The organism is Phenylobacterium sp. LH3H17, from assembly GCF_024298925.1.
GTDB lineage: Bacteria > Pseudomonadota > Alphaproteobacteria > Caulobacterales > Caulobacteraceae > Phenylobacterium.
This window is the reverse complement of record NZ_CP101283.1, coordinates 1,994,515-2,021,374: the sequence shown is the minus strand read 5'-3', so window position 1 is coordinate 2,021,374 and position 26,860 is coordinate 1,994,515. Positions and strand designations below refer to the sequence as shown.

Here is a 26,860-nt window from a genome sequence, read left to right as displayed (position 1 = left end):
GGACCATTGCGGCCAAGCCGCGATGCCCTATCTAGTCGCCGCATGACGCGCCCCGCCCTGCCCTGGTTGCATGTCCTGCTCGCCGTGGCCGTGGTCGCGGTGTGGGGCACCAATTTCGTGGTCATCCGCATCGGCCTTGACCACCTGCCGCCCCTGACCTTCGCGCTGCTGCGCTTCACCTTCGCCCTGCTCCCGGCGGTGCTCTTCCTGAAGAAGCCGGACGTGCCGTGGCGCAACCTGGCGGCCTATGGGGTGCTGATCGGGGCGGGTCAGTTCGGCCTGCTCTACATCGCCATCAACGGCCACATCTCACCGGGCCTGGCCTCGCTGGTGGTCCAGACCCAGGTGTTCTTCACCATCGGCCTGGCCATGTGGATCGCCAAGGAGCGCATCCGGACCTTCCAGATCGCCGCCCTGGCCCTCGCCGCAATCGGCTTGCTGGTCATCGTCGCCCATACCGACGCCAGCGTGACCCCGCTGGGCCTGGGCCTGGTGCTGCTGGCCGCGGCCAGCTGGGCGGGCGGCAACGCCTTCTCCAAGGCCGCGGGCCAGGTGAACATGCTGGCCTACGTGGTCTGGGCCAGCCTGTTCTCCCTGCCGCCCCTGCTGGTCCTGGCCCTGGTGTTCGAGGGTCCCACCGCCATGATCCAGGGCGTGCGGGCGGCCGACGCCGCCACCTGGGGCGCGGTGATCTGGCAGTCGGTGGGCAACACCCTGTTCGGCTACGCCGCCTGGGGCTGGCTGCTCTCGCGCCACCCAGCGGCGACCATCACGCCGATGGCCATGCTCGTGCCGGTGTTCGGCATGGGCGCCTCGGCCCTCTGGCTGGGCGAGTCCCTCCCCGACTGGAAGCTGCTGGCCGCGGGCCTGGTGATGAGCGGCCTGGCGCTCAACATCTTCTGGCCGGCCATGGAGCGGCGCCTAGCGCGAGCCTAACCGCCGCATTCCGCCGCCCGACCCAGCAGGAACGCCTTCTCCCGCGCGTTGCGGCTGAAACCAGCGGCCCGCTCGAACTGCTCCCTGGCCTCGGCCAACCGGCCGGCCCGAAACAGGAAATCGCCCTTGGCCGCCGGCAAGGGCGCATAGCTGCGCAGGGCGGCGGCCTCGATCCGGTCGACGAGGACCAGGCCGGCCTCGGGCCCGAAGGCCATGCTGTAGGCCACGGCCCGATTGAGATCGACCACCGGCGAAGGCATGACCCCGCTGAGCCTGTCGTAGAGCGCCGCCATGCGCTTCCAGTCGGTGTCCTCCGCCCTGCGCGCCCGCGCGTGGCAGGCCGCCAGCGCGGCCTGCAGGGCATAGGGACCGTCGGCGCCGCCCAGGGCCTCGGCGCGCTCCAGGGCGGCCAGGCCGCGGCGGATCAACATCTGGTCCCAGCGGGCGCGATTCTGCTCGGTGAGTGGGATCGGAGCGCCGTCGGCCGCCGTACGAGAGGCCAGCCGCGAGGCCTGGATCTCCATCAGCGCCAGCAGTCCGAAGACCTCGGGTTCGTCAGGCGCCAGCCGAACCAGGATGCGGCCCAGCCGCTGGGCCTCTGCGCAAAGGGCCGGGCGGATCAGGTCCTCGCCGGCCGTGGCGAAATAGCCCTCGTTGAAGACCAGGAAGATGACCTCCAGCACCGACGCCAGGCGCGCTTCCCGCGCCTTGGCCCGAGGCGTCTCGAACGCCAGGCCCGAAGCGCCGAGCGTGCGCTTTGCGCGGACGATGCGCTGGGCGATGGTCGCCTCGTTGGAGAGGAAGGCGCGGGCGATCTCGTCGGTGGTCAGTCCACCGATCAGCCGCAGGGTCAGGGCCACCAGCGCCTCGGTGGACAAGACCGGATGGCAGGCGGTGAACATCAGGCTCAGAAGCTCATCGCCGATCTCGTCGTCCATGGTCGCTTCGATGTCTTCGACGCCGACCGCGCCTTCGTCCTCCAGGTCCCGGCCGATCTCGGCGTGCTTGCGCGCGAGCATCTCGTTGCGGCGAAACCCGTCGATGGCCCGGCGCTTCGCGGCGGCCATCAGCCAGGCGCCGGGATTATTCGGGACCCCGGTCTTCGGCCACTCCGACAGCGCGATGACCAGGGCGTCCTGGGCCAGCTCCTCGGCCTGGCCCACGTCGCGCACCATCCGGGCCAGGCCCGCGATAAGCCTGGCCCGTTCGATCCGGAAGACCGTCTCGATCGCCTGATGGGTCTCGCTCGCCGCCACCTCTCCAGCTTAGGGAAACGCCGAGCGGCAAGGCAAGTCTCGCCCGGTCTCAGCGGTCGGCCAGCTTCTCGCGCAGCCTGTCCTGCCGTTCGGCGACCTCCGGCGTCATGGCGTCGCCGAAGTCCGCGGCCTCGAACAGCGGGCGGATCTCGATCTCACTGGGACCCATCATCGGGTTGGGGCAGCGCTTCACCCACTCGACGGCCTCGGCCATGTCCTTGACTTCCCAGATCCAGAATCCGGCGACCAACTCGCGGGTCTCTGCGAAGGGGCCATCGATGACCGTGCGGCCGGGGCCGTCGAAGGCCACGCGCTTGCCCTTCGCCGAAGGATGCAGACCATCGCCGGCGAGCATGACGCCGGCGTTGACCAGCTCTTCGTTGTACCTGCCCATGGCTTCGAGCAGCTCGGTCGAGGGCATGATCCCCGCTTCGCTGTCCTTCGTCGCCTTGACCATAACCATGACACGCATCGTCGCTCTCCTTTGCTTGATTGAGGCCGCACACGCGTCCTTGCCCAAACGACGAGCGAGCGGCGACGGGATCGACAGGGGCGTTCGATTTTTTCGAGAAGGTTTCGACCGCTCGCCCCCTAAGGCCGCACGCGCAGCCCTTCCAGCAGGGTCCTGAGCGCCGCAACATAGGCGCGAGGATCGCCACCATGAGCGCCGGCCACCGCGGCCTCTGTGACCGCACCCAGCAGCAGGCGGCCCAAAGGTTCCACCGGCTGTCGGGCGATGGTCCCCTGGTCCATGGCGATGCCCAGGGCGCGCGGGATCAAGGCTCCGAAATAGCGGCTGTCGATCTCGCGCCAACGCTCCCAGCCCAGGACCTTGGGTCCATCGCCCAGGATGATCCTGCCGTTGGGGCCCTCGGAGCAGGCCTCGAAATAGGCCGCCGTGCCGAGACCGATGGAGGCCAGCACGTCGCGGGCGTCCCGAGAGGCGGTCATCACATCCCGCGCCAGGATCTCGGAAGCCTCCTCGAAGACCGCCTCGAACACCGCCTCCTTGGTCGGGAAGTGATGATAGACCGCGCCCTTGGCCACGCCGGCGGCGGCGGCGATCTGATCGACCGAGGTGGCGGCGAAGCCCTGGGTTCCGAACAGGTCGGTCGCGGCCCCCAAGATGGCCGCGCGGGTGGCGGTGCGTCGCTCAGCCTGTTTCGCCATGGCCTCAACCTAACAGCGGAACCATCACCCGCCAATTGACATACCGCCGCTCGGTCGGTAAATACCGACTTCGGGTCGGTTTATGTAACTCCTCAGGTACCAGCCATGGTTTCGCCAACGCAGATCGAGAAGGCCGCCCGCTTCGCGGCCCTGCACCGCTCGGGATGTTTCGTGCTTCCGAACGCCTGGGACATCCCGAGCGCCCTGCTCTGCCATGAGGCCGGCTTCCCGGCTGTTGGCACCAGTTCGTTGGCGGTGGCGCTGGCGCACGGGGTGCTGGACGGCGAGGAGATCGGCCGCGACCGGATGCTGGCCGCCAGCGGCGCCATCGCCCGCCGGGTGCCGATCCCGGTCACCGCCGACCTGGAGGCCGGCTACGGCCCCTCCCCCAGTGATGTCGCCGAAACCGTGCGCATGGCGATCGAGGCGGGCCTTGTCGGCTGCAATCTCGAGGACACCGATCCCCTGACCCGCGGCCTCGCCCCCGCCGTGCGCGCCGCCGAGCGGATCGCCGCGGCGGTGCAGGCGGCCAAGGCCGCGGGCCTCCCCGACTTCGTCGTCAACGCTCGCACCGATCCCTACTACCACCAGTCCGCGGACCCGGCGGCGGCCTTCTCCGAGGCGGTGGTGCGGGGCAATATGTATCTGCAGGCCGGGGCGACCTGCGTCTTCGTGCCGGTGCCCAGCGACCTTGAGACCGGCAAGTCCCTGGTCACCGCCATCGATGGCCCGGTCAATCTGATGGCCGCGCAGAAGGTCGCCACGGCGTCCTTCCGCGAACTCGCCAACGCGGGGGTCCGCCGGATCTCCATGGGCGGCAGCCTGATGGCCGCCACCTACGCCCAGGCCGGCGCGGTGCTGGACGAGGTCCGGGCCAGCGGAAGCTTTGACTACGCCCTGCGCAGCGGCTCGGCCTTCCGCGACCTGGCCCGGCTGGTCTCCCGCCATCCCGAAGACAGCCACGCCTGAGGAAGCCCATGCCCAGCCAAGAAACCCTCGACGCCTTCGTCGCCCACGTGATCAGCGGCGACCATGTGGGCGCCATCGAGCGCTACTATACCGACGACGCCTCCATGCAGGAGAACAACGACCCGCCTCGGGTCGGCCGAGACGTGCTGATGGCCAGCGAGGCCAAGGTTCTGGCCCGGGTCGAGCGGGTGACGACCGAACTGAAGGCGCCGGTCCTGGTGGACGGCGACCAGGTGGCGATCCGCTGGCGCTTCGAGTTTTTTCCCAAGGAGGGCCCCTCGCGCATCATCGAAGAGGTCGCCTGGCAAACCTGGCGCGGCGACAAGATCGCCCGCGAAACCTTCTTCTACGATCCCAGGCAAATGACCGCCTGAAGTCCCGGGCTCCTCCAAGCCTTCCAACGTGCCCAAGCCCTCACCTCGCCCATCCCGGTTCGCCGGGGTGGGCGCTTTTTTTGCTAGTCCGGCAAGGCCTCGATGATCACGAAGGCCTGGGCGTAGGGATGCTCGTCGGTCAGCGACAGGTGGATGGCCGCGTGATGGCCCGGCGGCATGATCTGGCTGAGCCGGGCCAGGGCCCCGCCGGTGAGCGCCATGGTCGGCTGGCCCGAGCGCAGGTTGACCACCCCCATGTCGCGCCAGAACACCCCGCGCCGCATCCCGGTGCCCAGCGCCTTGGCGCAGGCCTCCTTGGCGGCGAAGCGCTTGGCGTAGCTCGCGGCGCGATCGGGCTTGCGCTCGGATCGGCTGCGCTCGATCTCGGTGAAGACGCGATTGGTGAACCGCTCGCCGTGCCGCTCCAGGGTCTTGGCGACCCGGCGGATGTCGGACAGGTCCGAACCCATGCCGATGATCACGCGGCCCGCTCCGCCAAGAGCATTTTCCGCCGAAGCGGCCGCCGGTTCGGCGAAGAAAATGCTCTCATCTTGAAATCCCTTGAGCCAATTCCGCTTCGGAATTGGCTCGGGCCTGATCCATCAAGGCGCGCATCCGCTGGATCGCTGGGACCAAACCGACGAAGATGGCTTCGCCGATCAGGAAATGGCCGATGTTCAGTTCGGCCAGGTCCGGAATGGTGGCGATCGGCTTGACCGTCTCGTAGTCGATCCCGTGACCGGCGTGGACTTCAAGCCCCAGGCGTCCGGCCTCGGCCGCGGTGTTCCGCAGGTTCGCCAGCAGCCGCTCCGCCTCGCCGGTCCGTTCACGCACCGCGTCGCAATAGGCGCCGGTGTGCAGCTCGATCACCTGGGCGCCGATGTCCTTTGAGGCCTGGGCCTGGATCGGATCGGCGTCGATGAAGCAGGAGACGCGGATGCCGGCATCGACCAGGCGGCGCACGACCGGGGCGATGGCGTTGTGGCCGCCGGCCACGTCCAGGCCGCCCTCGGTGGTGCGCTCCTCGCGGCGCTCGGGCACCAGGCAGGCGGCGTGCGGCAGGTGGGCGAGCGCGATGGCCTCCATCTCCGCCGTCACCGCCATCTCAAAGTTCAGCGGCCGGCCTCGCTTCCGGGTGATCACCGCCAGGGCCTCGATATCGGCGTCCGAAATGTGCCGGCGGTCCTCCCGCAGGTGAGCTGTGATCCCGTCGGCGCCGGCCGCCATGGCCAGTTCGGCCGCCCGCATCGGATCTGGATAACTTCCGCCCCGGGCGTTGCGGATGGTCGCCACGTGGTCGATGTTCACCCCCAGGCGCAAGCGGCTCATGCGCGCAGCCTCTTGCTGCCCGGCTCCTCGGCTGGGAGGGCCGCCAGTTCGGGCGGAAGCTCGCCCGCGGCGTAGGACGGCACGTCGATGGTGGCCAGGGCCACCAGCGGCCAGCCCACATCGGCCTTGCCGCCGGACCGATCGACGATGCAGGCGCAGCACAGCACCTTGCCGCCAGCGGCCTCGATAGGCTCGACGGCTTCGCGGAACGAGCCGCCCGTGGTGATCACGTCCTCCACCACCACGACCTTGGCGCCCGGCGCGATCGTGAAGGCGCGGCGGAGTTTGAACTTGCCGTCCTCGCGCTCGACATAGATCGACGGCACGCCCAGCCAGCGGGCGACCTCATATCCCGGGATGATCGCGCCGACCGCCGGAGCCACGATCACGTCAGGCTTGCCGAACTGCGCGACGATCTTCTCCGCCAGCGCCTTGCACAGCCGCGCGGTGCGCTCGGGATACTGGAAGACCAGGTTCTTCTGCAGGAACATCGGGCTGTGACGCCCCGAGGCCAGGATGAAGTGGCCTTCGCGGAGCGCGCCAGCGCCGCGGAATTCCTCGAGGACGTCTTGGGTGTTCATGCTGGGCCTCCTGGCGTGCGGATTACCGAACCCCTGCCAAGCTGTCATCGACCAATTCGCCTGGGGACCGCAGACCGGCTGGTCGCCGAGACCCCCGACGCCATCGCCGACAACCGGCCGCGCCGCGGACCTGACGTCTCACCACGCCCAGCTCCAGTCCTTGGCGGTGGGGCGGCAGCCGCCGTCCGCCCAGCCCTTCCAGGCGCGGCCGCGAACGACCTTGCCGGCCTTGGCGCCGGTGGGCTCGCCGTCGGACAGGACAACCGCGCCATTGACGACGACGTGGCTCACCCCCGTCGCGAACTGCTTGGGCGCCTCATAGGTCCCCTTGTCGCCGACCGTGGCCGGATCGAACACCACGACGTCGGCGAAATAGCCGGCCTTCAGCAGGCCGCGATCCTTGAGACCCAGGTTCCTGGCCGGCAGGGCCGAGAGTCGGTGGATGGCGCTCGGCAGGCTCGTGGCCTTCTCTTCGCGCACGTACTTGCCCAGCAGGCGGGCGAAGTTGCCGTAGGCGCGGGGGTGGGTGCTGGATTTCATGAACACCCCCTCCGGCGCCTGGGCCGAGGCGTCGGAGCCGAAGCTCATCCACGGCAAGGCCGTCTGGCGCCTCACGTTCTCCTCCGACATCAGGAAATAGACCACCTGGACGCGGCTGCCGTCCTCGATGACCAGGTCGATGGCGGCGTCCTCCGGCGAGACGCCGCGCGCCTTGGCGACGTCGGCCAGGGTCTTGCCGGTCAGGCCCTTCAGCGCCGGGTTCTTGAACCCGACCAGCAGGGTCCCCTCGGGTCCGGCGTGGCGATAGAGGTTCTCGAAGGCCGGCGTCTCCTGGCGCATCTCGGCCAGGACCTTTGCTCGCGTCGCCGGGTCCTTCATGCGGCCGATCCAGGCCTCCACCCCGCCCGCCTGCACCCAGGGCGGCATGGCGGCGTCCAGGCCGGTGGAGCCGGCTGTGTAGGTGTACATGTCGGCGGTGATCCGCTGGCCCCTGGCCCGAGCGGCCTCGATACGGGCGATGGCGGCCTCGATCTTGGGCCAGTTGGCGCGGCCCGCGGCCTTCAGGTGATAGATCTCGGCCGGCGCGCCCGAGAGCCGCGAGATCTCGATCAGCTCGTCGATGGCCTCCAGCAAGCGGTCGGCCTCCGAGCGCATGTGGCTGATATAGATGCCGCCGCAGCGACCGGCCTCGGTGGCGAGCGCCGTGAGCTCCGGGGTCTCGGCATAGCTGGCCGGGGCGTAGATCAGCGACGAGCCGACCCCCAGCGCCCCGTCCTCCATGGCGTCGACCACCAGCTTGCGCATGGCCAGGAGCTGCTCCGGGGTCGGATCGACATCGCCCTCCCCCAGCACATGCTGGCGCGCGCTGGCCGCGCCGATGAAGGAGGCGACATTGACCGAGATCCCCCGCCGCTCGAGGTAGGTCAGGTACTCGTCGAGGGTGGTCCATTCGATGGGATACTTGATGTCCCCCATCCGCTGGACCTCCAGCCGCTTCATCTCCGGCGACAGCGGGCCCATGGAAGTCCCCTCGCCCATCACCTCCAGGGTCACGCCCTGCTTCAGGTCCGACAGGCCTCGCCCATCGACGATCAGGCTCTCGGTGGCCCAGGAAAGCATGTTGACGAAGCCGGGCGAGACCGCCTTGCCGCCCGCGTCGATCACGGCCTTGCCGGCGCCGGGCGCGCGGCGCCCGACATAGGCGATGCGGTCGCCCGTGACCGCCACCTCGCCCCGGAAGGGCGCGCCGCCCGAGCCGTCATAGATCTCGGCGTCGCGGATCAGCAGATCATACGCCGGGGGCCCGGGCGGGGTGGCGCAGCCGGCGAGCAGGATGGCGGTGAGCGAGAGGGTGGCGAGAGTTCTCATCGGCCCATCTGATGTGAGAATCTGCGCCGTGTCAGGCCGCGCGAATTTTTTTCGAATCTCCGGGAACCAAAGCCCGGGGCGCCTGTTGATCATTTGGTTGAACGCGAAAGCCGACAACCACGCCCGACCTGGCTTCCAATGAAACGGAAAACGGATCGGACAAGAAGCCCGGAGGATTTCCCCGATTCACCTCGGAGCGACCCCCGGGCTTCGCTGTATCTGGACCTAGCCCTTAGCCCGATCCACCGTCTCGATGGACGGGTTGGCCCGCAGGGCCGCGGCGATGTGGGTCAGGTGCTTGGCGTCCTTGACCTCGATATCGAAATCCACGTCGAAGAAGTCCGCCTGGCGACGGTGCATGCGCAGGTTGACGATATTGCCGCCGGCCTCGCCGATCACCGTGCAGGCCTGGCCCAGCACGCCGGGCGCATTGTGGATGGTGGCGGTCAGCCGCGACAGGGTGACGGTGTTGCGCTCGGCCTCGGGCGTCCATTGCAGGTCGCGCCACAGCTCTTCGCGGTCCTCGTATTCGGCCAGGGTCGCGCAGTCGATGGTGTGGATGGTCAGGCCCGTGCCGTCCGGTTCGATGATGCCGACGATGCGGTCGCCGGGCACCGGGGTGCAGCAGGCGCCGAAGTGCAGCGACACCCCCGGCGTCAGGCCGCCGCCGCGCACATAGAGCCGGGCGGCCTTCCCGCCCTCGATACGGGTGGTGGCGGTCGCCGCCTCCCGGTCTGCGGCCTTCAGGCCGGGGAAGATCACGTCCAGCACCTGGGTCGGCGATAACCGCCCGCGCCCGACCGTCTCGAACAGTTCGTCTTCGCCGGCGATGGCGAAGCGCTCCAGCGCCGGGCGCAGGGAAACGTCCTTGCGCGCCTTGCCGGCCTTCTCGAAGGTCTGGTCCACGGTGGCGCGGCCGAGCCGGGTGAACTCTTCCTTCTCCGTCTGGCGGATGTGGCGGCGGATCGCCGAGCGGGCGCGCCCGGTGACCGTCAGCGAGCGCCAGTCCGGCGGCACAACGGGCTTGGGTCCCCGCACCACCTCGACCACGTCGCCGTTCTGCAGGATGGTCCGCAGCGGCTTCAGCTCACCGTTGATCTTCACCCCGATGCAGGTGTCGCCCACGTCGGTGTGGACGGCGTAGGCGAAGTCCAGCGCCATGGCGCCGCGCGGCAGGCTGACCAGCTTGCCCTTGGGCGTGAAGACGAAGGCCTGGTCGAGATACATTTCGAGCTTGGCGTGCTCCACCAGCTCCTCGACGTCGCCGCCGTGCTCCAGGACCTGGACCAGGTGGCGCAGGTTGAGCAGCGGATCGCGGCCCCCGGCGTCGGCCTGGGCCTCGGCGTCGAAACCGTAAGACTTGTCCTTGTAGCGCCAGTGCGCCGCCACCCCATCCTCGGCCACCCGGTCCATGGCCTCGGTGCGGATCTGCATCTCGATGCGCATGCCCTTGGGGCCGACGACCGTCGTGTGCAGCGAGCGGTAGTTGTTGCGCTTGGGCGTGGAGATGAAGTCCTTGAACCGCTCCGGCACGCTGGGCCAGGCCCGGTGGATGACCCCGAGCGCCGCGTAGCAGTCGCTCTCGGTGTCGACGATCACCCGGAAGGCGTAGATGTCTGAGAGCTGGGAGAAGCCGATCGACTTGCGCTGCAGCTTTCGCCAGATCGAATAGGGGTTCTTCTCACGGCCGAAGACCCGGGCGGAGATGCCGCCGTTCTCCAGCTTGGCGGCGATTTCGCCGGAGACCACCGCGACCGCCCCGCCCTGCTCGACCCGCAGGTTCTCCAGCCGGCGCCCGATGGCGTCGCGGGCCACCGGGTTCAGGTGCTCGAAGGCCAGCTCCTCCAGCTCCGAACAGATGCGGTGACAGCCGATGGACCGGGCCAGGGGGGCATAGATGTCCAGGGTCTCGCGGGCGATGCGCTCACGCTTGGCCGGGCTGGTGATGTAGTGGAGCGTGCGCATGTTGTGCAGGCGGTCGGCCAGCTTGACCATCAGGACGCGGACGTCCTTGGAGATGGCCAGGATGAACTTGCGCAGGTTCTCGGCCTGCTTGGTGTGCTCGCTGTTGAGCTCCAGCTTGGTGAGCTTGGTGACCCCCTCGACCAGCTCGGTGATCTCGGCCCCGAACAGGGCCTTGATGTCGTCGGGGGTGACCGGGGTGTCCTCGATCACATCGTGCAGCAGGGCCGTGACGATGGTCGAGGTGTCGAGCCTGTAGTCGGTGAGAATGCCCGCCACCTCGATGGGGTGGGCGAAATAGGGGTCGCCGGAGGCGCGCTTCTGCGAGCCGTGCATGCGCATGGCATAGACATAGGCGCGGTTGAGGATCGCCTCGTCCGCGGTCGGGTCGTACGAGCGGACCTTCTCGATCAGCTCGTACTGGCGCAGGAGTTTGGGACGCTTGCTGGACGGCGCGTCCCTTTGGTCGGCGGCGGTGGCCGCCTTCAGAGTGAGGGGTTCTGGGCCTTCGAGGCTCAGTACCGCTCCTCCTGGCCGCCGTCACGGTCGCTCTGCAGCGCGCGGACCAGTTCCAGCTCGCTCATTTGCATGTGGGTCGGATCGGCCAGCAGAGCGAGGGTTTCGGCCTCTTCCTCGGCTTCCGAACGCTCGTCGACCCGTTGCAGGGTCCCGATCAGGTTCTCGCGCAGCTCGTCGGCGTCGACCACGTCGTCGGCGATCTCGCGCAGTGAGACGACCGGGTTCTTGTCGTTGTCGCGGTCGACGAGAAGCTGGGCGCCGGCCGAAATGGCGCGGGCGCGATGGGCCGCCAGCAGCACCAGGCTGAAGCGGTTGGGAACCTTCTCGACGCAATCTTCGACGGTGACGCGGGCCATGGAATCCTCAGAGGAGCGGTAGAACCCCGCAAAATAGAGGTTTTGCGCCCATTGTGCAACGCCGCATGGCCGTGGCGTCCGGCCTCACCCCGATTTCGGCGCCGGCGCTCCAAGGGGCGTTGCGTCCAGGCCCACTGTGGCCGCCGCCGCCAGCTCCGCCGCCGTCCTACCCAGCACCGGGTGTCGCCACTCCGGCGCGATCTCGGCCAGCGGCCCCATGACGAACAGGCGCTCGTGAGCGCGTGGATGCGGCAGGGTCAGGTTCGGGTCGTCGCAGACCGTCCGGCCGTGGGCGATGAGGTCGAGATCGAGCGTCCGCGCGGCGTTTCGCGCACCCCTGACGCGCCCGAATGCCGCTTCAAGGTTGAACAATGTTCGGATTACGCGTTCAGGGGCTAGCCGAGCCTCGACAAGCACGACGCCGTTGCGATACTCCTGACGGCTCGGGTCCGGCCAGGCGGCGGAGCGCCACCAGGACGACCGGGCCACCAGAGGCAATCCCGCCTCTGCGAAACGAGCGAGCGCCGCCTCGAGAAGGGCTTCGGACGACCCAAAGTCGCCGGCGATATTTCCGCCAAGGGCGATGATGACCGCCTCGTCCGCCTTCAAGCCCAACGCCCCATTTCCAGGATATCCGTAATCATGACGTTCTACCCCACCGACAGGCTTGCGCTCTTCATCGATGGCGCGAACCTGTATTCGGCCGCCAAGGGGCTGGGCTTCGATATCGACTATCGCAAGCTGCTGGAAGAGTTCCGCAAGCGCGGCGTCCTGATCCGCGCCTATTATTACACCGCCCTTGTCGAGGATCAGGAATACTCTCCGATCCGTCCGCTGGTGGACTGGCTGGACTACAACGGCTTCCGCCTGGTGACCAAGCCGGCCCGGGAATACACCGACGCCCAGGGCCGCAAGCGCTGGCGCGGCGACATGGACGTCGAGATCGCCGTCGACATGCTGGAGATGGCCGGCCACGCCGACCATCTGGTGCTGTTCTCCGGCGATGGCGACTTCCGGGTCCTGGTCGAGGCCGTGCAGCGCAAGGGCGCGCGGGTCACCGTGGTCTCCACCGTCAAGTCGCAGCCGCCGATGGCGTCCGACGACCTGCGCCGCCAGGCCGACAGCTTCGTGGATCTGGCCGACCTGGCCGACATCATCGGCCGGCCCTCGCGCCTGCCGCGCTTCATCCAGGAAAGCCGCACCACCCAGGCCGACCGTGACGCGGACGCCGATATCGACGCCGAAGCCTAGTGTCGGTCGAACTCTGGGGCGCCGAGCCGCCCCGCGACTGCCCGCTCTGCCCCCGGCTGGTCGCCTATCGTGCGGCCAACCGCGCCCAGAACCCCGACTGGTGGAACGGCCCGGCGCCGTCCTTCGGCGATCCTCATGCGCGCCTGCTGGTGGCGGGCCTGGCGCCCGGCCGCACGGGGGCCAACCGCACCGGCCGGCCGTTCACCGGCGATGGCGCCGGCTGGATGCTCTACGAGACCCTGATCAAGACGGGCTTCGCCCGCGGCGTCTACAAGGCCGAGCCCAATGACGGGCTCGAGCTGGTCGACTGCATGATCACCAACGCGGTGCGCTGCGCTCCGCCCGGCAACAAGCCTGAGACTAGCGAAGAGAACACCTGCCGTCCGTTCCTGAACGCGCGCCTCACAGCCCTGCCCCGGCTCAAGGTCATAATCACCCTGGGCGACGTCTCGCGGCGCAATGTGCTGAAGGCTATGGGGCTGAAGGCCTCGGCCGGCCTGCCGGGCCACGGGACGGAGTTCCAGGCCGGGCCCTATGTGGTGCTCAACAGCTATCACTGCTCGCGGCTCAACACGAACACCGGCCGGCTGACGGCTGAGATGTTCGAGGCCGTGTTCCGTAGGGCGCGGGAACTGGTCCACGGCTAGGGCATTCACATGGCTTAGCGATGGGGCGACGCTGTGCCGACTGTCAATTACAGTGACGGACTTGAGCCGGCGTGCCAGAGTGCGTGGCCGCTACGCTGCGTTGGCAGATGAATGTCCGATTGTAGCCGGATCAAGCTGAAGAGGCGCGTTTGAGCAGAGCCGCTCCGGAAATGCGGAGTATCGCCAAACGGCTGATAGCTTTCGAGACGCCAGGGAACATGTCAGCCGAGGCGGACCATCCCCCTGCGTTTCGCGCCACCGACAAACTGCGTCCGCATCTTTCCATGCTGATGGGTCGGGGCGGCTTTCAGGCCCTGCTTGCGCGCGCGCTGCTGCTGGCCACCGCCGACGCTTCCTGGCTCACGGAGGTGCAGGTCCTCGCGGATGGGGAACTGGGGGGCCTTGCGGTCGCCCAAGCGAGACTTGACGCCACCGAATTTTCCGAAGGCGAAATCGTCCTCCTGGCCCAACTGCTCGGACTGCTGGTGGCCTTCATCGGTCCGGCTCTGACCTTGCGCCTGATCACCCAGATGTGGCCGCAGCTCTCGTTCGACGACGCGGATTTCGGCGAGGCGGCAAACTAATGAGAAAGCCTAGTAAGATGGCCAAGTCAGCCCAACCGAAGGCGGGCAGGCGCACGCCGCCCAAGGTCACGATCAAGAAGCTTCCCACCAGGGTGCAGGGGCTCGACGACATCCTGGGGGGCGGCATCCCGGAGTTCTCGTTCAACCTGATCGGGGGCTCGCCGGGGGGCGGCAAGACCACTTTGGTGCACCAACTTGCGTTCGCCAACGCGACCAAGGCCAGGCCGGTGCTCTATTTCACCGTGCTGGGCGAACCGGTCATCAAGATGCTGCGCTACCAGCAGCAGTTCTCATTTTACGACGACTCCAAGGTGGGCGGGGACCTTCGGTTCATCAACCTGTCCGAAGCGGCCCTCCAGAACGACCTGACCGTGGTGTTCGAGGAGATCGCGGCTCAGGTCACCGCGGCCAATCCAGGCGTCGTGGTGATCGATTCGTTCCGCAGCCTCGCGCGAAGAGCGACCGGCGAGGCGGGCGAGATGGAGATTCAGGCGTTCATCCACCGCCTCTCCCAGTTCCTGGTAAACTCGGAGGTCACGACGTTCCTGGTGGGGGAGTACGCCCACGACGAGATCCGCGACAATCCGCTGTTCACCATGGTCGACAGCATCCTCTGGCTATCGCAGGTGACGGAGCGAAATTCCGTCGTGCGGAAGCTGCAGGTCCTGAAGTTGCGCGGCCAGGCCTCGGTGCCGGGATTGCACACCATCCGGATCACTGACGATGGCCTCCAAGCCTTCTCACGCACGCTCGGGCTCGAAACTGCCAGGGCCAGACCCCAGCGACGCCGTCGGCTTTCCATGGGTATTCCCGAACTGGACAAGATGCTCGGCGGCGGCGTTCTGGAAGGCGACAGCGTCCTGGTGGCGGGCCCGTCGGGGACGGGCAAATCGGCGCTGGCGACCCAGTTCATCGGTGAGGGCCTCCTCCGCGGGGAGCCGGGGATCATGGCGATTTTCGAGGAACGCCCGGATGGCTACGTCCACAGGGCGGACGCGTTCGGCCTCAAGCTCAAGTTGGCGCAAGAGGCCGGAAACCTCGAGGTCCTCTACCTTCGTCCCCTGGACCTGTCGGTTGACGAGACCATGCTGGCGATCCTGGACGCCATCAAGAGAGTGGGCGCAAAGCGCGTGGTCATCGATTCCCTGGTGGGCTTCGAGATGGCGCTGGCGCCCAGCTTCCGGGCCGACTTCCGGGAGTCGCTGTACCGAATGATCGGGGCGCTGACCGGCGCGGGGATCACGATCCTCAGCACGGTCGAGGTGGAGGACAACTTCACCTCCCTTCAGTTCAGCCACTATGCGGTGTCATTCCTCACCGACGACATCATCCGCCTGCGCTATGTGGAGATCGACGGCCAATTGCGGAAGGTGATCGTCGTGATCAAGATGCGCGGAGGCAACCACAGCAAGGATATCCGGGAATATGTGATCAACGACCAGGGGGTCGTCATCATCGAACCCCGGAATACGGACTACAGCCACTTGAGCACCGGTATCCCAGTCCGGACGGGCCCCCGCAGGCAACAAGACGACGAAAAGCCTCCGGAGCCGAAAGCGGTCGAATAATGCCGTCCTCTATGACCGGGAACGTGAAGTCGATCGGAGCCCTTTCGAGTTCCTTCGACCATGCGCCTTGGGCCGTGACTGAGCTTTCCGGAGAGACGCATATCGTCCGTTACGCCAACCCCGCGTTTTGCCGCCTGATCGGCAAATCAAACGATGAGGTTATTGGCAGACCGTTCGACGGATTGGCCCCGCAAACAGACGAGTGCCTGACGCTGCTGGATCGCGTCTACAGTACGGGGACGGCGGCAAGCTACACGGCGGAAGAACAGGCGGCGCCTTGCCCTCTCTTCTTTTCCTACACTCTGTGGCCGGTCAAGGCCGACGGCCGTACGGCGGGCGTCATGATCCAGGTGACCGAGACAGGGCCCCTTCACGAGACCAGGCAGGCGATCAGCCAGGCCCTGCTGCTCGGGGCGCTGCGCCAGCATGAACTGGTCGAGGCCGCGGATTCGGCGAACGTCGAGCTACAGGCCGAAATTGGCGAGCGCAGGCAACTCGAGCGCGACGCCAACATGCTGACCAACGAGGTGTCGCACCGGGTCAAGAACAACCTGCAGGTGGTCGTCGCCTTGCTCGCAAACGAGATCAGGCGGACGCCAGCGCCTTGGGTGCAAGGCTATCAGGCCATGCAACACCGCATCATGGCCATCGCCCACCTCTATGACCTGATGTCGCAATCCAGTCGTGGCCACACCGTCGCCCTGGACACGTACCTTACGGAAATCGCCAAGTCCCTGTCGGCGAGCCTGCTGGGCGACACCTCCGGCATTCGGATAGCCGTCGAGGCGGAAGCCCTGGAGATCGATTCAGAGCGCGCCGTGCCCTTCGGCCTGCTGGTCAACGAGTTGGGCACCAACGCGGTCAAGCACGCCTTCCCTGGGGGAGTCGGGCTGGTCACCCTTGCCGTCCGGCGGATCGGGAACGAGGGCGAGCTGAGCGTGACCGACGACGGAATCGGCCTGCCCGCCCAGGGCCAAACAAGCACGCCGGGGAAACATGGCGCTGACTATGTGGCGATCTTCGTGCGCCAACTTCGAGGGGTCCTGGTCAGATCGGGGGCGCCAGGTGTTGGGACGACCGTCAGCATACGCTTCCCATTGAATGTCTCCTGATCCCGAAGCGCCCGGCGTCCGCCCGCGCGTTCCTGACCGCCGGACTGGAGGCCCTGCCCAGACTCAAGGTCATCGTCGCCCTGGGCGAGGTCTCGCGGCGCTGGTCCACGGTCGGCGCATCGGGGTTGTTTAGGACGAAGCCCGACGTTCCGACCGCGCGGCCTGCCAGACCTCGCGGGCGGCGTCGGCATTCATCAACGCGATACCGAGCCCCACCATCAGGTCCGGCCATGCCGAACGCCAGACCAGGGCGGTGACGAAGCCCGCGGAGATGATGGCGACATTTGCAAGCGCGTCATTGCGCGCCGAGAGGAACGCCGCCTTGGTCAGGCTGCCTTCCCGATGGCGGTGGCGAGCGAGCATGACGGCGCAGGTAAGGTTCACCCCCAGCGCGCCGAGTCCGGCGATCGACAGCGGAATCGGATCGGGCGCGACAAGGGTGTTGAACTTCTCCCATGCCGTCCACAGAGTCGCGATCCCGGGCACAAGGAGCATGGCGGCGAGCAGCATGCCGACTGAGGCGCGACGCCGTGCCGTCCAGCCGAGAGCCGCCAGGATCAGCAGGTTGACCGAAGCGTCCTCAAGAAAGTCGATCGAGTCCGCGAACAACGAGACGGACCCGATGGTGCTCGCTACGGTGAACTCCACGCCGAAATAGGCGAAATTCAGGAGCGCCACGAGCACCAGGACCCTGCGAAGCGCCGGGTCGGAGCTATTCGGAACCTGGTCGATCTTCTCCCCTCCAAGCGCGTGGCGCGCCGCGGTCAGCGCGCCGGTCGGCTCCAGTAAAAATACCGCCAGGCCGGTTTGAACCCGAATCCACGATAGAGCGAGCGGGCCTTGAAGTTGGCTTCCTCCACCTGGAGGAAGACCCGGTCGATCCCGCGGTCCCGGGCCGCACCGGCCAGGCCCGCCAACACGCGGCCGGCCAGACCCTGGCCGCGACGGGAAAAATCGGTGCGCATGCCATGCACGCTGGCCCAGCCGTGACCGAAGGCCGCCACTCCAACCGCCACCGTCCGGTCGCCGTCCCGCACCCCGCCATAGACCGCGTCCGGAGAGCGTGTGAGCGCGGCCACGCGATTGGCGCCGTCGGCGGGATCGAAGCCCTCCCCCGTGAACACCCGCGCCCAGCCCTCGGCGGGCGCCTCGGCGACCTCGGCGGGCGCGCCGCGGGCGGCGGCGATCATGGCCGCGGCCGAGCCGACCTTCACGAGGGTTGGCTGTTCGAAGCCGTAGCCCCGACGGGTGAGTTCGGCGCGCACCGGCGCCAGGCCCGGCAGGTCGGCCAGGCGGAAGGCCGGCTCCAGACCGTGCTCGGCGAAGGCGGCCTCGATGCGATCGAGGATCGAGGGCGAGTAAGCCGGATCGTGGCTCAGGGGGACCGCGCTCTTGGCGCGCCGGATCGTGCCGGGTTCGAGGGCGACCAGCCAGCCATCGAACTCGGCGACCGCGCGCGGGGCGACTGCGGAGAGCGTCGCGCGTTCGATGGCCTCGACGTCCACTAGCCCTTGTCGCGCATCAGGCGGGCCTTATCGCGCTGCCAGTCCCGTTCGGCGGTCGCTTCGCGCTTGTCATGGGTCTTCTTGCCCTTGGCCAGCGCGATCTCCAGCTTGGCCAGGCCCTTCTCGTTCCAATAGAGCTTGGTCGGGATGAGCGTGCGGCCCTCCCGCTGGACGGCGCCGATCAGCTTGTCGAGCTGCTTCTTATGCAGCAGCAGCTTCCGATGCCGACGCGGCTCGTGGTTGAATCGGTTGGCCTGGGCGAAGGGCGGGATGTCGGCGTTGATCAGCACGATGTCCTTGCCCTCCACCGAGGCGTAGGACTCCGCGATATTGGCGCGGCCGAGACGCAGCGACTTCACCTCCGAACCGGTCAGCATGATGCCCGCCTCGAAAGTCTCCTCCAGGAAATAGTCGTACCGCGCGCGGCGGTTCTCGGCGATCAGCTTGCCGGCCATCAGACCACGCCGGCGTCCCGCATGGCGGCGACGACCTCGATGCGCGAGGCTTCCGAGCAGGGTACGATGGGCAGGCGCACGTCCTCGAGGCACAGGCCCAGATGGGCCAGGGCGAACTTGGTGGGCGCCGGCGAGGCGTCGGTGAACAGCGCCTTGTGCAGCCGAATGAGCCGGTCCTGGCCATACAGCGCGCCGGCCCACTGGCCCGTCATGGCGTCGTTGTAAAAGTGGGCGCACTGCTCGGGCGCGACATTGGCCGTCACCGAGATGCAGCCATGACCGCCGTGAGCCATGTAACCGAGCGCCGACGGATCATCACCGGACAACATCACCCAGTCATCGCCGCAATGCAGTCGTTGGAGACTGGCCCGGGCCAGGTCGCCGGTGGCGTCCTTGATCCCGACGATGTTCGGCAGCTTCGAAAGCCGGACCAAGGTCGGCTCGTTGATGTCGACACTGGTCCGGCTCGGCACGTTGTAGATCAGCACAGGCAGCTGAACCGCCTCATTGATCGCCGCGTAGTGGGCGTAGAGCCCTTCCTGGCTGGGGCGGTTGTAGTACGGCGTCACGACCAGGGCCCCATCGGCGCCGACAGTCTTGGCGTGGCGGACCAGCTCGATGGCTTCGGCGGTGGAGTTGGAGCCCGCCCCGGCGATCACCGGAAGGCGGCCGGCCGCGACCTTGACGCACAGCTCGACCGCGCGGCGGTGCTCGTCATGGCTGAGGGTGGACGTTTCGCCCGTGGTGCCGACCGGCACCAGGCCGTGGACTCCGCCCTCGATCTGGCGCTCGATGAGCGAGACGTATGCCTGCTCGTCCAGCGCGCCGTCGCGGAACGGCGTCACCAGCGCTGGCATGACGCCCTTGAACAATGGATCTGACATGGTCTGCAAAAAGCCGTGAAAGCGGGGCCTATTAATTGCGGCCTCAAGATTTGGCCGGACAATATGGCGGGCGGCCCCCGCGCCGCAACATATCTATGATGAGACCGGAGTTCGTCGACTTGCACTTCAAGGCCCGCAAAGCGTTCCTGACCGCCACGGCCGCGATCCTCGTCACGAGCGTCGCCCAGGCCCAGCCCGCGCCCACGCACCAGGTCTATGAGGGCCCGCCGCGCCCGATCGAACTGACCCAGACCCCGCAAACCGCCTACCGCCGAGCCTTGCCCGACGCCGATTCCACGGCCCTGCGCAGCGCCCTGGACGCCGCCAAGCGGGCCGACGTCACCGGGGCCCGCTCGGCCATCGGAATGATCGGGGACCCGATCGCCAAGAAGATCGCCACCTGGGCCCTGGTCGATGCGGCGGCCGAGTCGCTGTCGTTCTTCGAGGTCGACCAGGCTCGTCGGGACCTGGCCGGGTGGCCGCGCGGCCAGCGCCGGCTGCAGGCGTCCGAGCGGTTGCTGGAGACTTCGGGCCAAAGCCCACAACGAATCATCGAATGGTTCGGCGGCGGCGAGCCCCAGACCGCCGAGGGCGCCATGGCCCTGGCGTCCGCCTATCAGGCCACGGGCAAGGCCAAGGAGGCCGCCGAGCTGATCCGCGGCTTCTGGCGCAACCGGATCTTCGAGGTCGCCCCGCAGAGGGCCATGCTAGCCCGGTTCGGGGCCGTGTTGACGCCCGAGGACCACGTCCGCCGCGCCGACGTCGTGCTCTATGGCGCACAGGGGCCGGCCGCCCGCGAGCTGCTGCCCCTGCTGCCGCTGGACCACCTGGCTTTGGCCCAGGCGCGGATGGCCTATCGCGCGGGCGCCGCCAACGCCAACGACCAGGCCGCCGCCCTGCCCCCGCAGTTCGCCAACCATCCGGGCCTGGCCTTCGAGCGGGCCGCCTTCTACCGCAAGCGCAACCTCGAGAACCTCGCCCTGGCCCAGGTGCGCTATTTCCCGACCGAGGCGCCGCATTCCGAGATGGCCGACCGGATCTGGGACGAGCGCTACCGCCTGGTGCTGTTCGCCCTGCGCAACGGCGACGCCCAGGGCGCCTACGCCGCCGCGGCCAACAGCGGCCTGACCTCGGGCGGCGACGCGGCGGACGCGGAGTTCTACGCCGGCTGGCTGGCGCTTAATCGCCTGCGCAACCCGAAGCAGGCCGATATCCATTTCGCCAGCCTGGAGAAGATCGGCTCCTCGCCGATCACCCGCGGCCGGGCGCTCTACTGGCGTGGCCGGGCGGCGGAGGCCGCGGGCGACAAGGCCAAGGCCAACGGCTTCTATTCGGCCGCCGCGCAGCACAACACCACCTTCTACGGCCTGCTGGCCGGCGAGAAGGTGGACGGCGGACGCCTGACTCTGGGCCAGGACCCGTCGGTCACCCAGGCCGACCGCGCCCGCTTCGAGGGGCGCGATTCGGTGCGCGCGGCGCGCCTGCTCTACGAAATGGGCGACAAGGACCGCTTCCGCGCCTTCGTCCTGGCCCTGGACGACGTCCTGCCGACGGGCGAGGAACAGGCGTTGCTGGTCGACCTGGCCCGCGGCTACGGCGATCAGGACACCTCCATGAAGGTCGTCCGCACCGCCGCCCAGCGCGGCTTCATCCTGCCCGGCCGCGGTTATCCGGTCCGCACCCCGCCCCCGGTGTCCGGAGCGCCCGAGGCCGCACTCACGCTCGGCATCACCCGCCAGGAAAGCGGCTTCGATCCCATGGTGCGATCGGGGGTGGGCGCGCGGGGCATGATGCAGCTGATGCCGGCGACCGCGGCGATGACCGCCCGCAAGGTCGGGATGACCTATTCGCCGGGCATGCTGGACGATCCGGACTACAACATGCAGCTCGGCCAAGCCTATCTGGGCGAGATGATCGGAACCTTCTCCGGCTCCTATCCGATGGCCATCGCCGCCTACAACGCCGGACCCGGACGTCCCAGCCAGTGGACATCCTTCTGCGGTGACCCGCGCGGCGGCTCGACCGATCCGATCGACTTTATCGAGTGCATTCCGTTCTCGGAGACCCGCAACTACGTCATGCGGGTGATGGAGGGGATGCAGGTCTACCGGGCCAAGCTCAACGGCGGCAGCGCCCCGATCACGCTTTCCAGCGACCTGAGGCGCGGCGCCTATGGGACCTATGCCGGTCCCGCCCAAAAGACGGCGACTCGCCTCCCGCTAGGCGGGGCGAACGCGCCGATTCCGAACCCCCAGTAGGGGTTGGTCCCAGTAGGGCTAGTCGGCGACCAGGCCGTGCATCAGGCCATCGAGCGTGACTTCGATGATCTCGTCGGTGGGCGCCCAGTCGAAGTTCGGCCGGGTGACCATCAGGGTCACGACCCCGTGGCATGAGGCCCACAGGGCCTGGGCGGCCGAATCCGCCGTGCCGGTGCGCAGGCGGCCCTCGGCGGCGATCTCGCGCACCACGCCGGAGAAGATCTCGTAGCATCGGGCGCCCGTATCGGCGGTGCCCTCGTGCCATACGCCCGAGATTTGTCGGGCGCCGGAGAACACCAGCTCGTAGGCGTTGGGATGCTCGAACCCCCAGCGCATATAGGATTCCAGCATCAGCTTGACCCGCGTGGCGGCGTCCACGGGCTTGGCGGCGATGACGCTGTTGCGTTCCAGCAGCTGGCCGATGGTCCGCTCGCAGATCTCGAGCAGGATGCAGCCCTTGTCGGGGAAGTGCATGTAGAGGGCGGTGGAGGACACCCCCACCTCGTCGGCGATCTTGCGGATCGTGGCGCCTTCATAGCCCTCGGCGACGAAGATGCGCTCCGCGGCCTCCAGAATCTCGGCGCGACGCAGATGGCCGTCGCCCTTGGGCTTGCGGGCCGAGCGTCTCGTGGTCACTGCCGTGGTCACGGGAATCCTTCCGAGGTCTGAGCACTGCGCGAACCATAACCGTGTCTTGGCGAGTCCGCCCCCGGAAAGTGAGGCATTTCCGTGACTAAGGCCAGACTGCAGATTCAGGCGCTCACATCTCCGCAGCTTGACGGAACCGCAGCGCCGGGCGCCAACTTTCCTTGGGGATGTCTCACGGATTGGAAGCGACCATGAAACTACCGGACGACCAACTCCAACGCTTAGCCCTGCATAGCGCTTTCGGCCTTCACCTCATCGCCAAGTGGATGGCCGGGCGCAACGATGTCGACCCCGAGATCCGCGACCGCCTGAGCGTCCATATCGCCGCCCTGGAAGGCGTTTTCGCCTTCAACGGTCACGACTGGATCAAGGAAGAGATCGAAAGCACGGAGGCCGCGCTACAGAGCCACTAGTCGCGAAGCTGGACGGCCGGGCGTCCGAACGGCTAGTGCGGGGCGATGAGCAAGATCGCCCCCGCCGTCGCCGAGGCTCCCGGCGTCATGCGCACCACAGGCTGGAGCGACTACGCCCTGCTGGACAGCGGCGATGGCCGCAAGCTGGAGCGCTACGGGCCCTATTCCGTCGTCCGGCCCGAACCGCAGGCCCTGTGGAGCCCGAAACTGGCGCCGGAGGTCTGGGCGCGGGCCGACGCGGTTTTCGATCCCAGCGACGAGGAGGACGCCGGCCGCTGGCGCTTCCAGGGCAAGCCCAAGGAAAGCTGGCCCATGGCCTGGGGCGAGGCCAGGTTCCAGGCCCGCTTCACCGCCTTCCGCCACCTGGCCTTCTTCCCCGAGCAGGCGGCCAATTGGGCCTGGCTGGACGAAAAGGTCCGCGCCGCAGGAGGCCAGCCGAAGGTGCTGAATCTGTTCGGATATACGGGCGTGGCGAGCCTGGTCTGCGCGGCCGCCGGCGCGGCCGTCACCCACGTGGACGCCTCGAAAAAGGCCATCGGCTGGGCGCGGGAGAACGCCGCCCTGTCGGGGTTGGAGGACCGGCCGATCCGTTGGATCTGCGAGGACGCCCGCCGCTACGTGCAGCGCGAGGTCCGGCGCGGCTCGCGCTATGAGGGGATCATCCTCGATCCGCCGAAATACGGCCGCGGGCCTGATGGCGAGGTGTGGCGGCTATTCGAGAACCTGCCTGAACTTTCGACGCTATGCGCCGAACTTCTATCGGAAAAGGCCTCCTTCCTGCTGCTCAACGCCTATGCCGAACGCATCTCCGGCGCGGCCCTGGCCGGTTTGCTGGCCGACAAGCTCGGCGGTCGGGGCGGACACATCGAGTGGGGTGAGCTCGCCCTGGTCCAGGACGGCGGCGAACGCCAGGTGGGGATGAGCTTCTACGCTCGGTGGGCCGCGTGACCGGCCGCGCCGTCACCTCGCTCACCAATCCCACGGTCAAGGCCGTGCGCGCCCTGCATCTTCGCAAGGAGCGGGACGAGACCGGCCTGTTTGTCGCCGAGGGCCTGAAGATCGTCACCGAGGCGGTGGAACTGGGCCAGGCGCCGCGCATCCTGATGTACGGCCAGGAGGCGCAGGGCCATCCCCTGCTCCGCCAGGCCATCGCCGCGACCCAAGCCGCGGGTGGCGAGGTCATCGAAGTGACCCAGGAAATTCTCGCCAAGGTCTCGCGGCGGGATAATCCGCAGGCGGTGGTGGGCGTCTTCGCCCAGGTCTTCACGACCCTGGCGGACCTGAAGCCGGACGCGGCGTCCTGCTTCGTCGGGCTGCACCGTGTCCGCGACCCCGGCAACCTCGGGACGATCGTGCGCACCGCCGACGCAGCGGGCTGCGGGGCGGTGATCCTTGTGGGCGAATGCTGCGACCCGTTCTCGGTGGAGGCCGTGCGCGCCACCATGGGCTCGATTTTCGCCGTGCCGATCGTCAAGACGACCGAGGCGGAGTTCGCCGCGTGGCGGGCGTCCTGGCCGGGCTCGGTGGTGGGCACGCTGCTGACCGCCGAGGTCGACCACCGCCAGGCGACCTACGCCAAGCCAGCCCTGGTCCTGATGGGCAACGAACAGCAGGGCCTGACGCCGGACATGGCGGCGCTGTGCGACGTCAACGTCAAGATCCCCATGCGCGGCCGCGCCGACAGCCTGAACCTGGCGGTGGCCACCGGGATCATGATCTACGCGGCGACCTAGGTCCCGCGCGGCTTGGCGCGTGCGGTGGGCGCGGCGGTCGCCGGGTCTTCCGGCCAGACGTGCTTGGGGTAGCGGCCGCGCATGTCGGAACGGACGTCCTTCCAGGACCCCCTCCAGAAGCCCGGCAGGTCCTTGGTCATCTGGACCGGGCGGTGGCCGGGCGAGAGCAGCGACAAGGTGATCGGGACGCCGCCGACGTTTGGGTGGTCGTTGAGGCCGAACACCTCCTGCACCCGCACGTCGACTCGCGGCCCGCCCTCGGCGGCGTAGTCGATGGCGAAGCTGTTCCCGGTGGGGGCGGTCCAGCGGATCGGGGCGGCGGCGTCCAGCCGGCGCTGCTGGTCCCAGGGGATCAGGGCGCGGATTGCGCCGTCCAGGGCGTCGGGTTTCAGGGCCGCCAACGCCCGGACGCCGGTCAGCAAGGGCGTCAGCCAGTCATCCAGCCTCCCCACGAGCGCCTCGTCCGACAGGTCGGGCCAGGCCTCGCCCTCCCGTAACCTCAGGAAGGCCGCGCGCCGGCGCAGGCTGCTGGTCGCCTCGCTCCAGGGCAGGGCCGACAACCCCTCGCGACGCACCCGCTCGGCCAGGGCCGCGGCGATGAGCACCGGGTCCGGACGCTCATCGATCTCCTCGCGGATGGCCAGCCGTCCCAGCCGGACGATCCGCTTGGCGCGCAGCCGCCCGCCGCCGCTCTCCTCCAGCCGGGTCTCGGTCTCGAGTTGGCCGGCGAAGACCCTCGCCAGATCGGACTCATCGAGCGGCGCGGCCAGCAGGATGCGGTCGCGCCGCTCGCCGCCGCCCAGTTCGGCCACCGCCAGCCACTTCTCGCGGGCCAGCGCATCGCTGGGCTCCACGAACGCGCCGCGACCGCTGACCAGCTGGAATTCTCCCGGGGCGCCGCGCGCCTTGGCGATCCGCTCGGGGTAGGCGAAGGCCAGCAGCAGGCCGTCGTCGAGCGGCGCCTCGCGCCCGGCCTTGCCCGCCAGGCCGGCCCAGCGGTCCGCCAGGGCCCGGGCGTCGCGGGCGCGGGGAGATCGGTCGCGTTCGAACCCCTCCAGCCGATGGCGCAGGTCGGCGTCGCGACCGCCCAGGCCGCGCTCGGTGACCAGGGCGGCGATCCGCGCGGCGCGTCCGCCCTGCCCGCTCAACTGGGCCTTCAGCACCATGTGGGCCAGGCGCGGCGCCAGGGGGAACTCCGCCAGGGCCTCGCCGTGGGCGGTCAGCACCCCGTCGTCGGTCAGGGCCTCCAGCCGCCGCAGCAGGGCGCGCGCCTCGGCGAAGGCGGCCGCCGGCGGTGGATCGAGAAAGGCCAGGCTGGCGGCGTCCTTCGCGCCCCAGCGGGCGAGGTCCAGGGCAAGGCCCGAGAGGTCGGCGTCCAGGATCTCGGGATCGGCATAGGCCGGCAGGGCGCGGGTCTCGGCCTCGTCCCACAGCCGGTAGGCGACCCCGGGCTCGGTGCGCCCGGCCCGGCCCCGACGCTGGTCGGCGGCGGCGCGGCTGACGCGAACCGTGGCCAGGCGGGTCAGGCCGCTGGCCGGATCGAAACGCGGGACCCGCGCCACCCCCGAATCGATCACCACCCGCACGCCCTGGATGGTCAGGCTGGTCTCGGCGATGGAGGTGGCCAGGACCACCTTGCGCACACCCTGCGGCGCTGGGGAGATGGCGGCGTCCTGTTCGGCGGGATCGAGGGCGCCATACAGCGGAGCGATCCGCACGTCGGGTCGCCGCAGCCGCTCGGCCAGAAGCTCGGCGGCGCGGCGGATTTCCCCCTGCCCCGGCAGGAAGACCAGGACGCTGCCGGCTTCCTCGGCCAGCGCCCGCTCAACGGCGCGGACGACACGGTCCTCGAGGCGCAGGCGATCGTCACGGCCGAGATACCGGGTGTCCACCGGAAACGCCCGGCCCTGGCTCTCGATCACCGGGGCCTCGTCCAGCAGCCGGCCCACCGCGGCGCCATCCAGAGTCGCCGACATCACCAGGATACGCAGATCCTCGCGAAGCAGGCCCTGGGCGTCGCGGGCCAGGGCCAGTCCAAGGTCGGCGTCCAGGCTGCGCTCGTGGAACTCGTCGAAGATCACCGCACCGACCCCGTCCAGGGTCGGATCGGTGAGGATCATCCGGCTGAACACGCCCTCGGTGACCACCTCGATCCGGGTCCGGGCCGAGACCTTCGACTGCATCCGAACCCGGTAGCCCACCGTGTCGCCGACCCGTTCGCCCAGCGTCTGGGCCATGCGCTCGGCCGCGGCGCGGGCGGCCAGCCGGCGCGGCTCCAGCATTACGATCTTGCGGCCGGCCAGCCAGTCGGCGTCCAGCAATCGCAAGGGGATGACAGTGGTCTTGCCCGCCCCCGGCGGCGCCACCACCACGGCCGACGTGCGCTCGGAGAGCGCTGTTCGCAGCACGGGCAAAATTTCCTCGACGGGGAGCATGCTGCGGTCTAGCCGGGCCGGGTTCCCGCGCCAAGCGGCCGCTCAT

At 68.6% G+C, this 26,860-nt stretch carries 28 protein-coding genes; 12 read left to right on the top strand and 16 right to left on the bottom strand.

Annotated elements, in window-relative coordinates; translation table 11 throughout:
• Positions 1 to 42 precede the first annotated feature (42 nt).
• Complete coding sequence (locus M9M90_RS09985; protein WP_254837004.1) at positions 43 to 936, top strand: EamA family transporter; 894 nt, start codon at positions 43 to 45, stop codon at positions 934 to 936.
• On the opposite strand, the gene M9M90_RS09980 is transcribed toward M9M90_RS09985, so the two are convergent.
• The 3 genes from M9M90_RS09980 to M9M90_RS21195 all read right to left on the bottom strand — a co-directional run bounded on the left by M9M90_RS09980 (position 933) and on the right by M9M90_RS21195 (position 3,362).
• Complete coding sequence (locus tag M9M90_RS09980) at positions 933 to 2,192, bottom strand: RNA polymerase sigma factor (protein WP_254837003.1); 1,260 nt, start codon at positions 2,190 to 2,192, stop codon at positions 933 to 935. The genes M9M90_RS09985 and M9M90_RS09980 overlap by 4 nt on opposite strands.
• Before the next feature lie 49 nt (positions 2,193 to 2,241).
• Complete coding sequence (locus M9M90_RS09975) at positions 2,242 to 2,664, bottom strand: YciI family protein (RefSeq protein WP_254837002.1); 423 nt, start codon at positions 2,662 to 2,664, stop codon at positions 2,242 to 2,244.
• Positions 2,665 to 2,783: 119 nt separating this feature from the next.
• Entirely contained in the window at positions 2,784 to 3,362 is a 579-nt protein-coding gene (locus tag M9M90_RS21195; RefSeq protein ID WP_305885143.1) for a TetR/AcrR family transcriptional regulator, read from the bottom strand.
• Positions 3,363 to 3,467: 105 nt separating this feature from the next.
• Between M9M90_RS21195 and M9M90_RS09965 the strand changes: the two genes are divergently transcribed.
• Both M9M90_RS09965 and M9M90_RS09960 read left to right on the top strand, forming a co-directional pair.
• Positions 3,468 to 4,331, top strand: a complete 864-nt coding sequence (locus M9M90_RS09965; RefSeq protein WP_254837001.1) for an isocitrate lyase/phosphoenolpyruvate mutase family protein — start codon at positions 3,468 to 3,470, stop codon at positions 4,329 to 4,331.
• An 8-nt stretch (positions 4,332 to 4,339) separates the two neighbouring features.
• Positions 4,340 to 4,705, top strand: a complete 366-nt coding sequence (locus M9M90_RS09960) for a nuclear transport factor 2 family protein (protein ID WP_254837000.1) — start codon at positions 4,340 to 4,342, stop codon at positions 4,703 to 4,705.
• Between the two features lie 83 nt (positions 4,706 to 4,788).
• Here M9M90_RS09960 and acpS read toward each other — a convergent pair whose 3' ends face one another.
• The 7 genes from acpS to folK all read right to left on the bottom strand — a co-directional run bounded on the left by acpS (position 4,789) and on the right by folK (position 11,936).
• Positions 4,789 to 5,187 (bottom strand): holo-ACP synthase, encoded by a 399-nt coding sequence (acpS, locus tag M9M90_RS09955; RefSeq protein WP_254836999.1) that lies wholly within the window; start codon positions 5,185 to 5,187, stop codon positions 4,789 to 4,791.
• Positions 5,188 to 5,251: 64 nt separating this feature from the next.
• Complete coding sequence (locus M9M90_RS09950) at positions 5,252 to 6,034, bottom strand: pyridoxine 5'-phosphate synthase (protein ID WP_254836998.1); 783 nt, start codon at positions 6,032 to 6,034, stop codon at positions 5,252 to 5,254.
• Entirely contained in the window at positions 6,031 to 6,615 is a 585-nt protein-coding gene (pyrE, locus tag M9M90_RS09945) for an orotate phosphoribosyltransferase (RefSeq protein ID WP_254836997.1), read from the bottom strand. Before pyrE ends, M9M90_RS09950 begins: the two co-directional genes overlap by 4 nt.
• Before the next feature lie 138 nt (positions 6,616 to 6,753).
• Positions 6,754 to 8,484 (bottom strand): amidohydrolase family protein, encoded by a 1,731-nt coding sequence (locus tag M9M90_RS09940; RefSeq protein ID WP_254836996.1) that lies wholly within the window; start codon positions 8,482 to 8,484, stop codon positions 6,754 to 6,756.
• A gap of 225 nt (positions 8,485 to 8,709) precedes the next feature.
• Positions 8,710 to 10,935, bottom strand: a complete 2,226-nt coding sequence (locus M9M90_RS09935) for a bifunctional (p)ppGpp synthetase/guanosine-3',5'-bis(diphosphate) 3'-pyrophosphohydrolase (protein WP_256549249.1) — start codon at positions 10,933 to 10,935, stop codon at positions 8,710 to 8,712.
• Between the two features lie 26 nt (positions 10,936 to 10,961).
• Positions 10,962 to 11,321 carry a DNA-directed RNA polymerase subunit omega gene (gene rpoZ / locus M9M90_RS09930; protein WP_254836994.1) on the bottom strand — a complete coding sequence of 120 codons (360 nt, stop codon included), beginning with the start codon at positions 11,319 to 11,321 and terminating at the stop codon, positions 10,962 to 10,964.
• 84 nt (positions 11,322 to 11,405) lie between these two features.
• Positions 11,406 to 11,936 (bottom strand): 2-amino-4-hydroxy-6-hydroxymethyldihydropteridine diphosphokinase, encoded by a 531-nt coding sequence (folK, locus tag M9M90_RS09925; RefSeq protein ID WP_254836993.1) that lies wholly within the window; start codon positions 11,934 to 11,936, stop codon positions 11,406 to 11,408.
• A gap of 27 nt (positions 11,937 to 11,963) precedes the next feature.
• Here folK and M9M90_RS09920 point away from each other — a divergent pair, with 27 nt between their 5' ends.
• From M9M90_RS09920 to M9M90_RS09900, 5 genes are all read left to right on the top strand, one after another.
• Positions 11,964 to 12,572: an NYN domain-containing protein gene (locus tag M9M90_RS09920; RefSeq protein WP_254836992.1), complete on the top strand. Its 609-nt coding sequence runs from the start codon at positions 11,964 to 11,966 to the stop codon at positions 12,570 to 12,572.
• Positions 12,572 to 13,219 carry a uracil-DNA glycosylase gene (locus tag M9M90_RS09915; RefSeq protein WP_254836991.1) on the top strand — a complete coding sequence of 216 codons (648 nt, stop codon included), beginning with the start codon at positions 12,572 to 12,574 and terminating at the stop codon, positions 13,217 to 13,219. The genes M9M90_RS09920 and M9M90_RS09915 overlap by 1 nt, the downstream gene beginning before the upstream one ends.
• A 170-nt stretch (positions 13,220 to 13,389) precedes the next feature.
• Positions 13,390 to 13,803: a hypothetical protein gene (locus M9M90_RS09910; RefSeq protein ID WP_254836990.1), complete on the top strand. Its 414-nt coding sequence runs from the start codon at positions 13,390 to 13,392 to the stop codon at positions 13,801 to 13,803.
• A 17-nt stretch (positions 13,804 to 13,820) separates the two neighbouring features.
• Complete coding sequence (locus M9M90_RS09905; RefSeq protein ID WP_254836989.1) at positions 13,821 to 15,371, top strand: ATPase domain-containing protein; 1,551 nt, start codon at positions 13,821 to 13,823, stop codon at positions 15,369 to 15,371.
• Between the two features lie 11 nt (positions 15,372 to 15,382).
• Entirely contained in the window at positions 15,383 to 16,483 is a 1,101-nt protein-coding gene (locus tag M9M90_RS09900) for a PAS domain-containing sensor histidine kinase (protein WP_254836988.1), read from the top strand.
• A 129-nt stretch (positions 16,484 to 16,612) separates the two neighbouring features.
• On the opposite strand, the gene M9M90_RS09895 is transcribed toward M9M90_RS09900, so the two are convergent.
• The 4 genes from M9M90_RS09895 to dapA form a co-directional block, all read right to left on the bottom strand.
• Positions 16,613 to 17,167, bottom strand: a complete 555-nt coding sequence (locus tag M9M90_RS09895; protein ID WP_254836987.1) for a cation transporter — start codon at positions 17,165 to 17,167, stop codon at positions 16,613 to 16,615.
• Positions 17,168 to 17,247: 80 nt separating this feature from the next.
• Positions 17,248 to 17,988, bottom strand: a complete 741-nt coding sequence (locus M9M90_RS09890; protein ID WP_254836986.1) for a GNAT family N-acetyltransferase — start codon at positions 17,986 to 17,988, stop codon at positions 17,248 to 17,250.
• A complete protein-coding gene (gene smpB / locus M9M90_RS09885; RefSeq protein WP_254836985.1) occupies positions 17,988 to 18,443 on the bottom strand; it encodes an SsrA-binding protein SmpB in 456 nt (151 codons plus the stop codon). The genes M9M90_RS09890 and smpB overlap by 1 nt, the downstream gene beginning before the upstream one ends.
• Complete coding sequence (dapA, locus tag M9M90_RS09880; protein ID WP_254836984.1) at positions 18,443 to 19,327, bottom strand: 4-hydroxy-tetrahydrodipicolinate synthase; 885 nt, start codon at positions 19,325 to 19,327, stop codon at positions 18,443 to 18,445. Before dapA ends, smpB begins: the two co-directional genes overlap by 1 nt.
• A 119-nt stretch (positions 19,328 to 19,446) precedes the next feature.
• On the opposite strand from dapA, the gene M9M90_RS09875 reads away from it, so the two are divergent.
• Positions 19,447 to 21,585 carry a lytic transglycosylase domain-containing protein gene (locus M9M90_RS09875; protein WP_254836983.1) on the top strand — a complete coding sequence of 713 codons (2,139 nt, stop codon included), beginning with the start codon at positions 19,447 to 19,449 and terminating at the stop codon, positions 21,583 to 21,585.
• Between the two features lie 18 nt (positions 21,586 to 21,603).
• Here M9M90_RS09875 and M9M90_RS09870 read toward each other — a convergent pair whose 3' ends face one another.
• Positions 21,604 to 22,233 (bottom strand): TetR/AcrR family transcriptional regulator, encoded by a 630-nt coding sequence (locus M9M90_RS09870; protein ID WP_371876919.1) that lies wholly within the window; start codon positions 22,231 to 22,233, stop codon positions 21,604 to 21,606.
• 191 nt (positions 22,234 to 22,424) lie between these two features.
• On the opposite strand from M9M90_RS09870, the gene M9M90_RS09865 reads away from it, so the two are divergent.
• The 3 genes from M9M90_RS09865 to M9M90_RS09855 are packed head-to-tail and all read left to right on the top strand — an operon-like array spanning position 22,425 to position 24,379.
• Entirely contained in the window at positions 22,425 to 22,646 is a 222-nt protein-coding gene (locus M9M90_RS09865; protein WP_254836982.1) for a hypothetical protein, read from the top strand.
• A 54-nt stretch (positions 22,647 to 22,700) separates the two neighbouring features.
• Complete coding sequence (locus M9M90_RS09860) at positions 22,701 to 23,594, top strand: class I SAM-dependent methyltransferase (protein WP_254837102.1); 894 nt, start codon at positions 22,701 to 22,703, stop codon at positions 23,592 to 23,594.
• On the top strand, positions 23,591 to 24,379 hold the full coding sequence (locus M9M90_RS09855; RefSeq protein WP_254836981.1) for an RNA methyltransferase: 789 nt from the start codon (positions 23,591 to 23,593) through the stop codon (positions 24,377 to 24,379). The genes M9M90_RS09860 and M9M90_RS09855 overlap by 4 nt, the downstream gene beginning before the upstream one ends.
• Here M9M90_RS09855 and hrpB read toward each other — a convergent pair.
• Positions 24,376 to 26,814, bottom strand: a complete 2,439-nt coding sequence (gene hrpB / locus M9M90_RS09850) for an ATP-dependent helicase HrpB (protein WP_254836980.1) — start codon at positions 26,812 to 26,814, stop codon at positions 24,376 to 24,378. The two genes, M9M90_RS09855 and hrpB, sit on opposite strands and share 4 nt — an antisense overlap.
• Positions 26,815 to 26,860 lie beyond the last annotated feature (46 nt).

Excerpts from the sequence above, each read along its gene's own strand:
- M9M90_RS09985 (WP_254837004.1), top strand. The coding sequence starts at position 43 with ATGACGCGCCCCGCCCTGCCCTGGTTGCATGTCCTGCTCGCCGTGGCC.
- M9M90_RS09975 (WP_254837002.1), bottom strand. The coding sequence starts at position 2,664 with ATGCGTGTCATGGTTATGGTCAAGGCGACGAAGGACAGCGAAGCGGGG.
- M9M90_RS21195 (WP_305885143.1), bottom strand. The coding sequence starts at position 3,362 with ATGGCGAAACAGGCTGAGCGACGCACCGCCACCCGCGCGGCCATCTTG.
- M9M90_RS09965 (WP_254837001.1), top strand. The coding sequence starts at position 3,468 with ATGGTTTCGCCAACGCAGATCGAGAAGGCCGCCCGCTTCGCGGCCCTG.
- M9M90_RS09960 (WP_254837000.1), top strand. The coding sequence starts at position 4,340 with ATGCCCAGCCAAGAAACCCTCGACGCCTTCGTCGCCCACGTGATCAGC.
- M9M90_RS09950 (WP_254836998.1), bottom strand. The coding sequence starts at position 6,034 with ATGAGCCGCTTGCGCCTGGGGGTGAACATCGACCACGTGGCGACCATC.
- pyrE (WP_254836997.1), bottom strand. The coding sequence starts at position 6,615 with ATGAACACCCAAGACGTCCTCGAGGAATTCCGCGGCGCTGGCGCGCTC.
- M9M90_RS09940 (WP_254836996.1), bottom strand. The coding sequence starts at position 8,484 with ATGAGAACTCTCGCCACCCTCTCGCTCACCGCCATCCTGCTCGCCGGC.
- rpoZ (WP_254836994.1), bottom strand. The coding sequence starts at position 11,321 with ATGGCCCGCGTCACCGTCGAAGATTGCGTCGAGAAGGTTCCCAACCGC.
- M9M90_RS09920 (WP_254836992.1), top strand. The coding sequence starts at position 11,964 with ATGACGTTCTACCCCACCGACAGGCTTGCGCTCTTCATCGATGGCGCG.
- M9M90_RS09910 (WP_254836990.1), top strand. The coding sequence starts at position 13,390 with ATGCGGAGTATCGCCAAACGGCTGATAGCTTTCGAGACGCCAGGGAAC.
- M9M90_RS09905 (WP_254836989.1), top strand. The coding sequence starts at position 13,821 with ATGGCCAAGTCAGCCCAACCGAAGGCGGGCAGGCGCACGCCGCCCAAG.
- M9M90_RS09900 (WP_254836988.1), top strand. The coding sequence starts at position 15,383 with ATGACCGGGAACGTGAAGTCGATCGGAGCCCTTTCGAGTTCCTTCGAC.
- smpB (WP_254836985.1), bottom strand. The coding sequence starts at position 18,443 with ATGGCCGGCAAGCTGATCGCCGAGAACCGCCGCGCGCGGTACGACTAT.
- dapA (WP_254836984.1), bottom strand. The coding sequence starts at position 19,327 with ATGTCAGATCCATTGTTCAAGGGCGTCATGCCAGCGCTGGTGACGCCG.
- M9M90_RS09865 (WP_254836982.1), top strand. The coding sequence starts at position 22,425 with ATGAAACTACCGGACGACCAACTCCAACGCTTAGCCCTGCATAGCGCT.
- hrpB (WP_254836980.1), bottom strand. The coding sequence starts at position 26,814 with ATGCTCCCCGTCGAGGAAATTTTGCCCGTGCTGCGAACAGCGCTCTCC.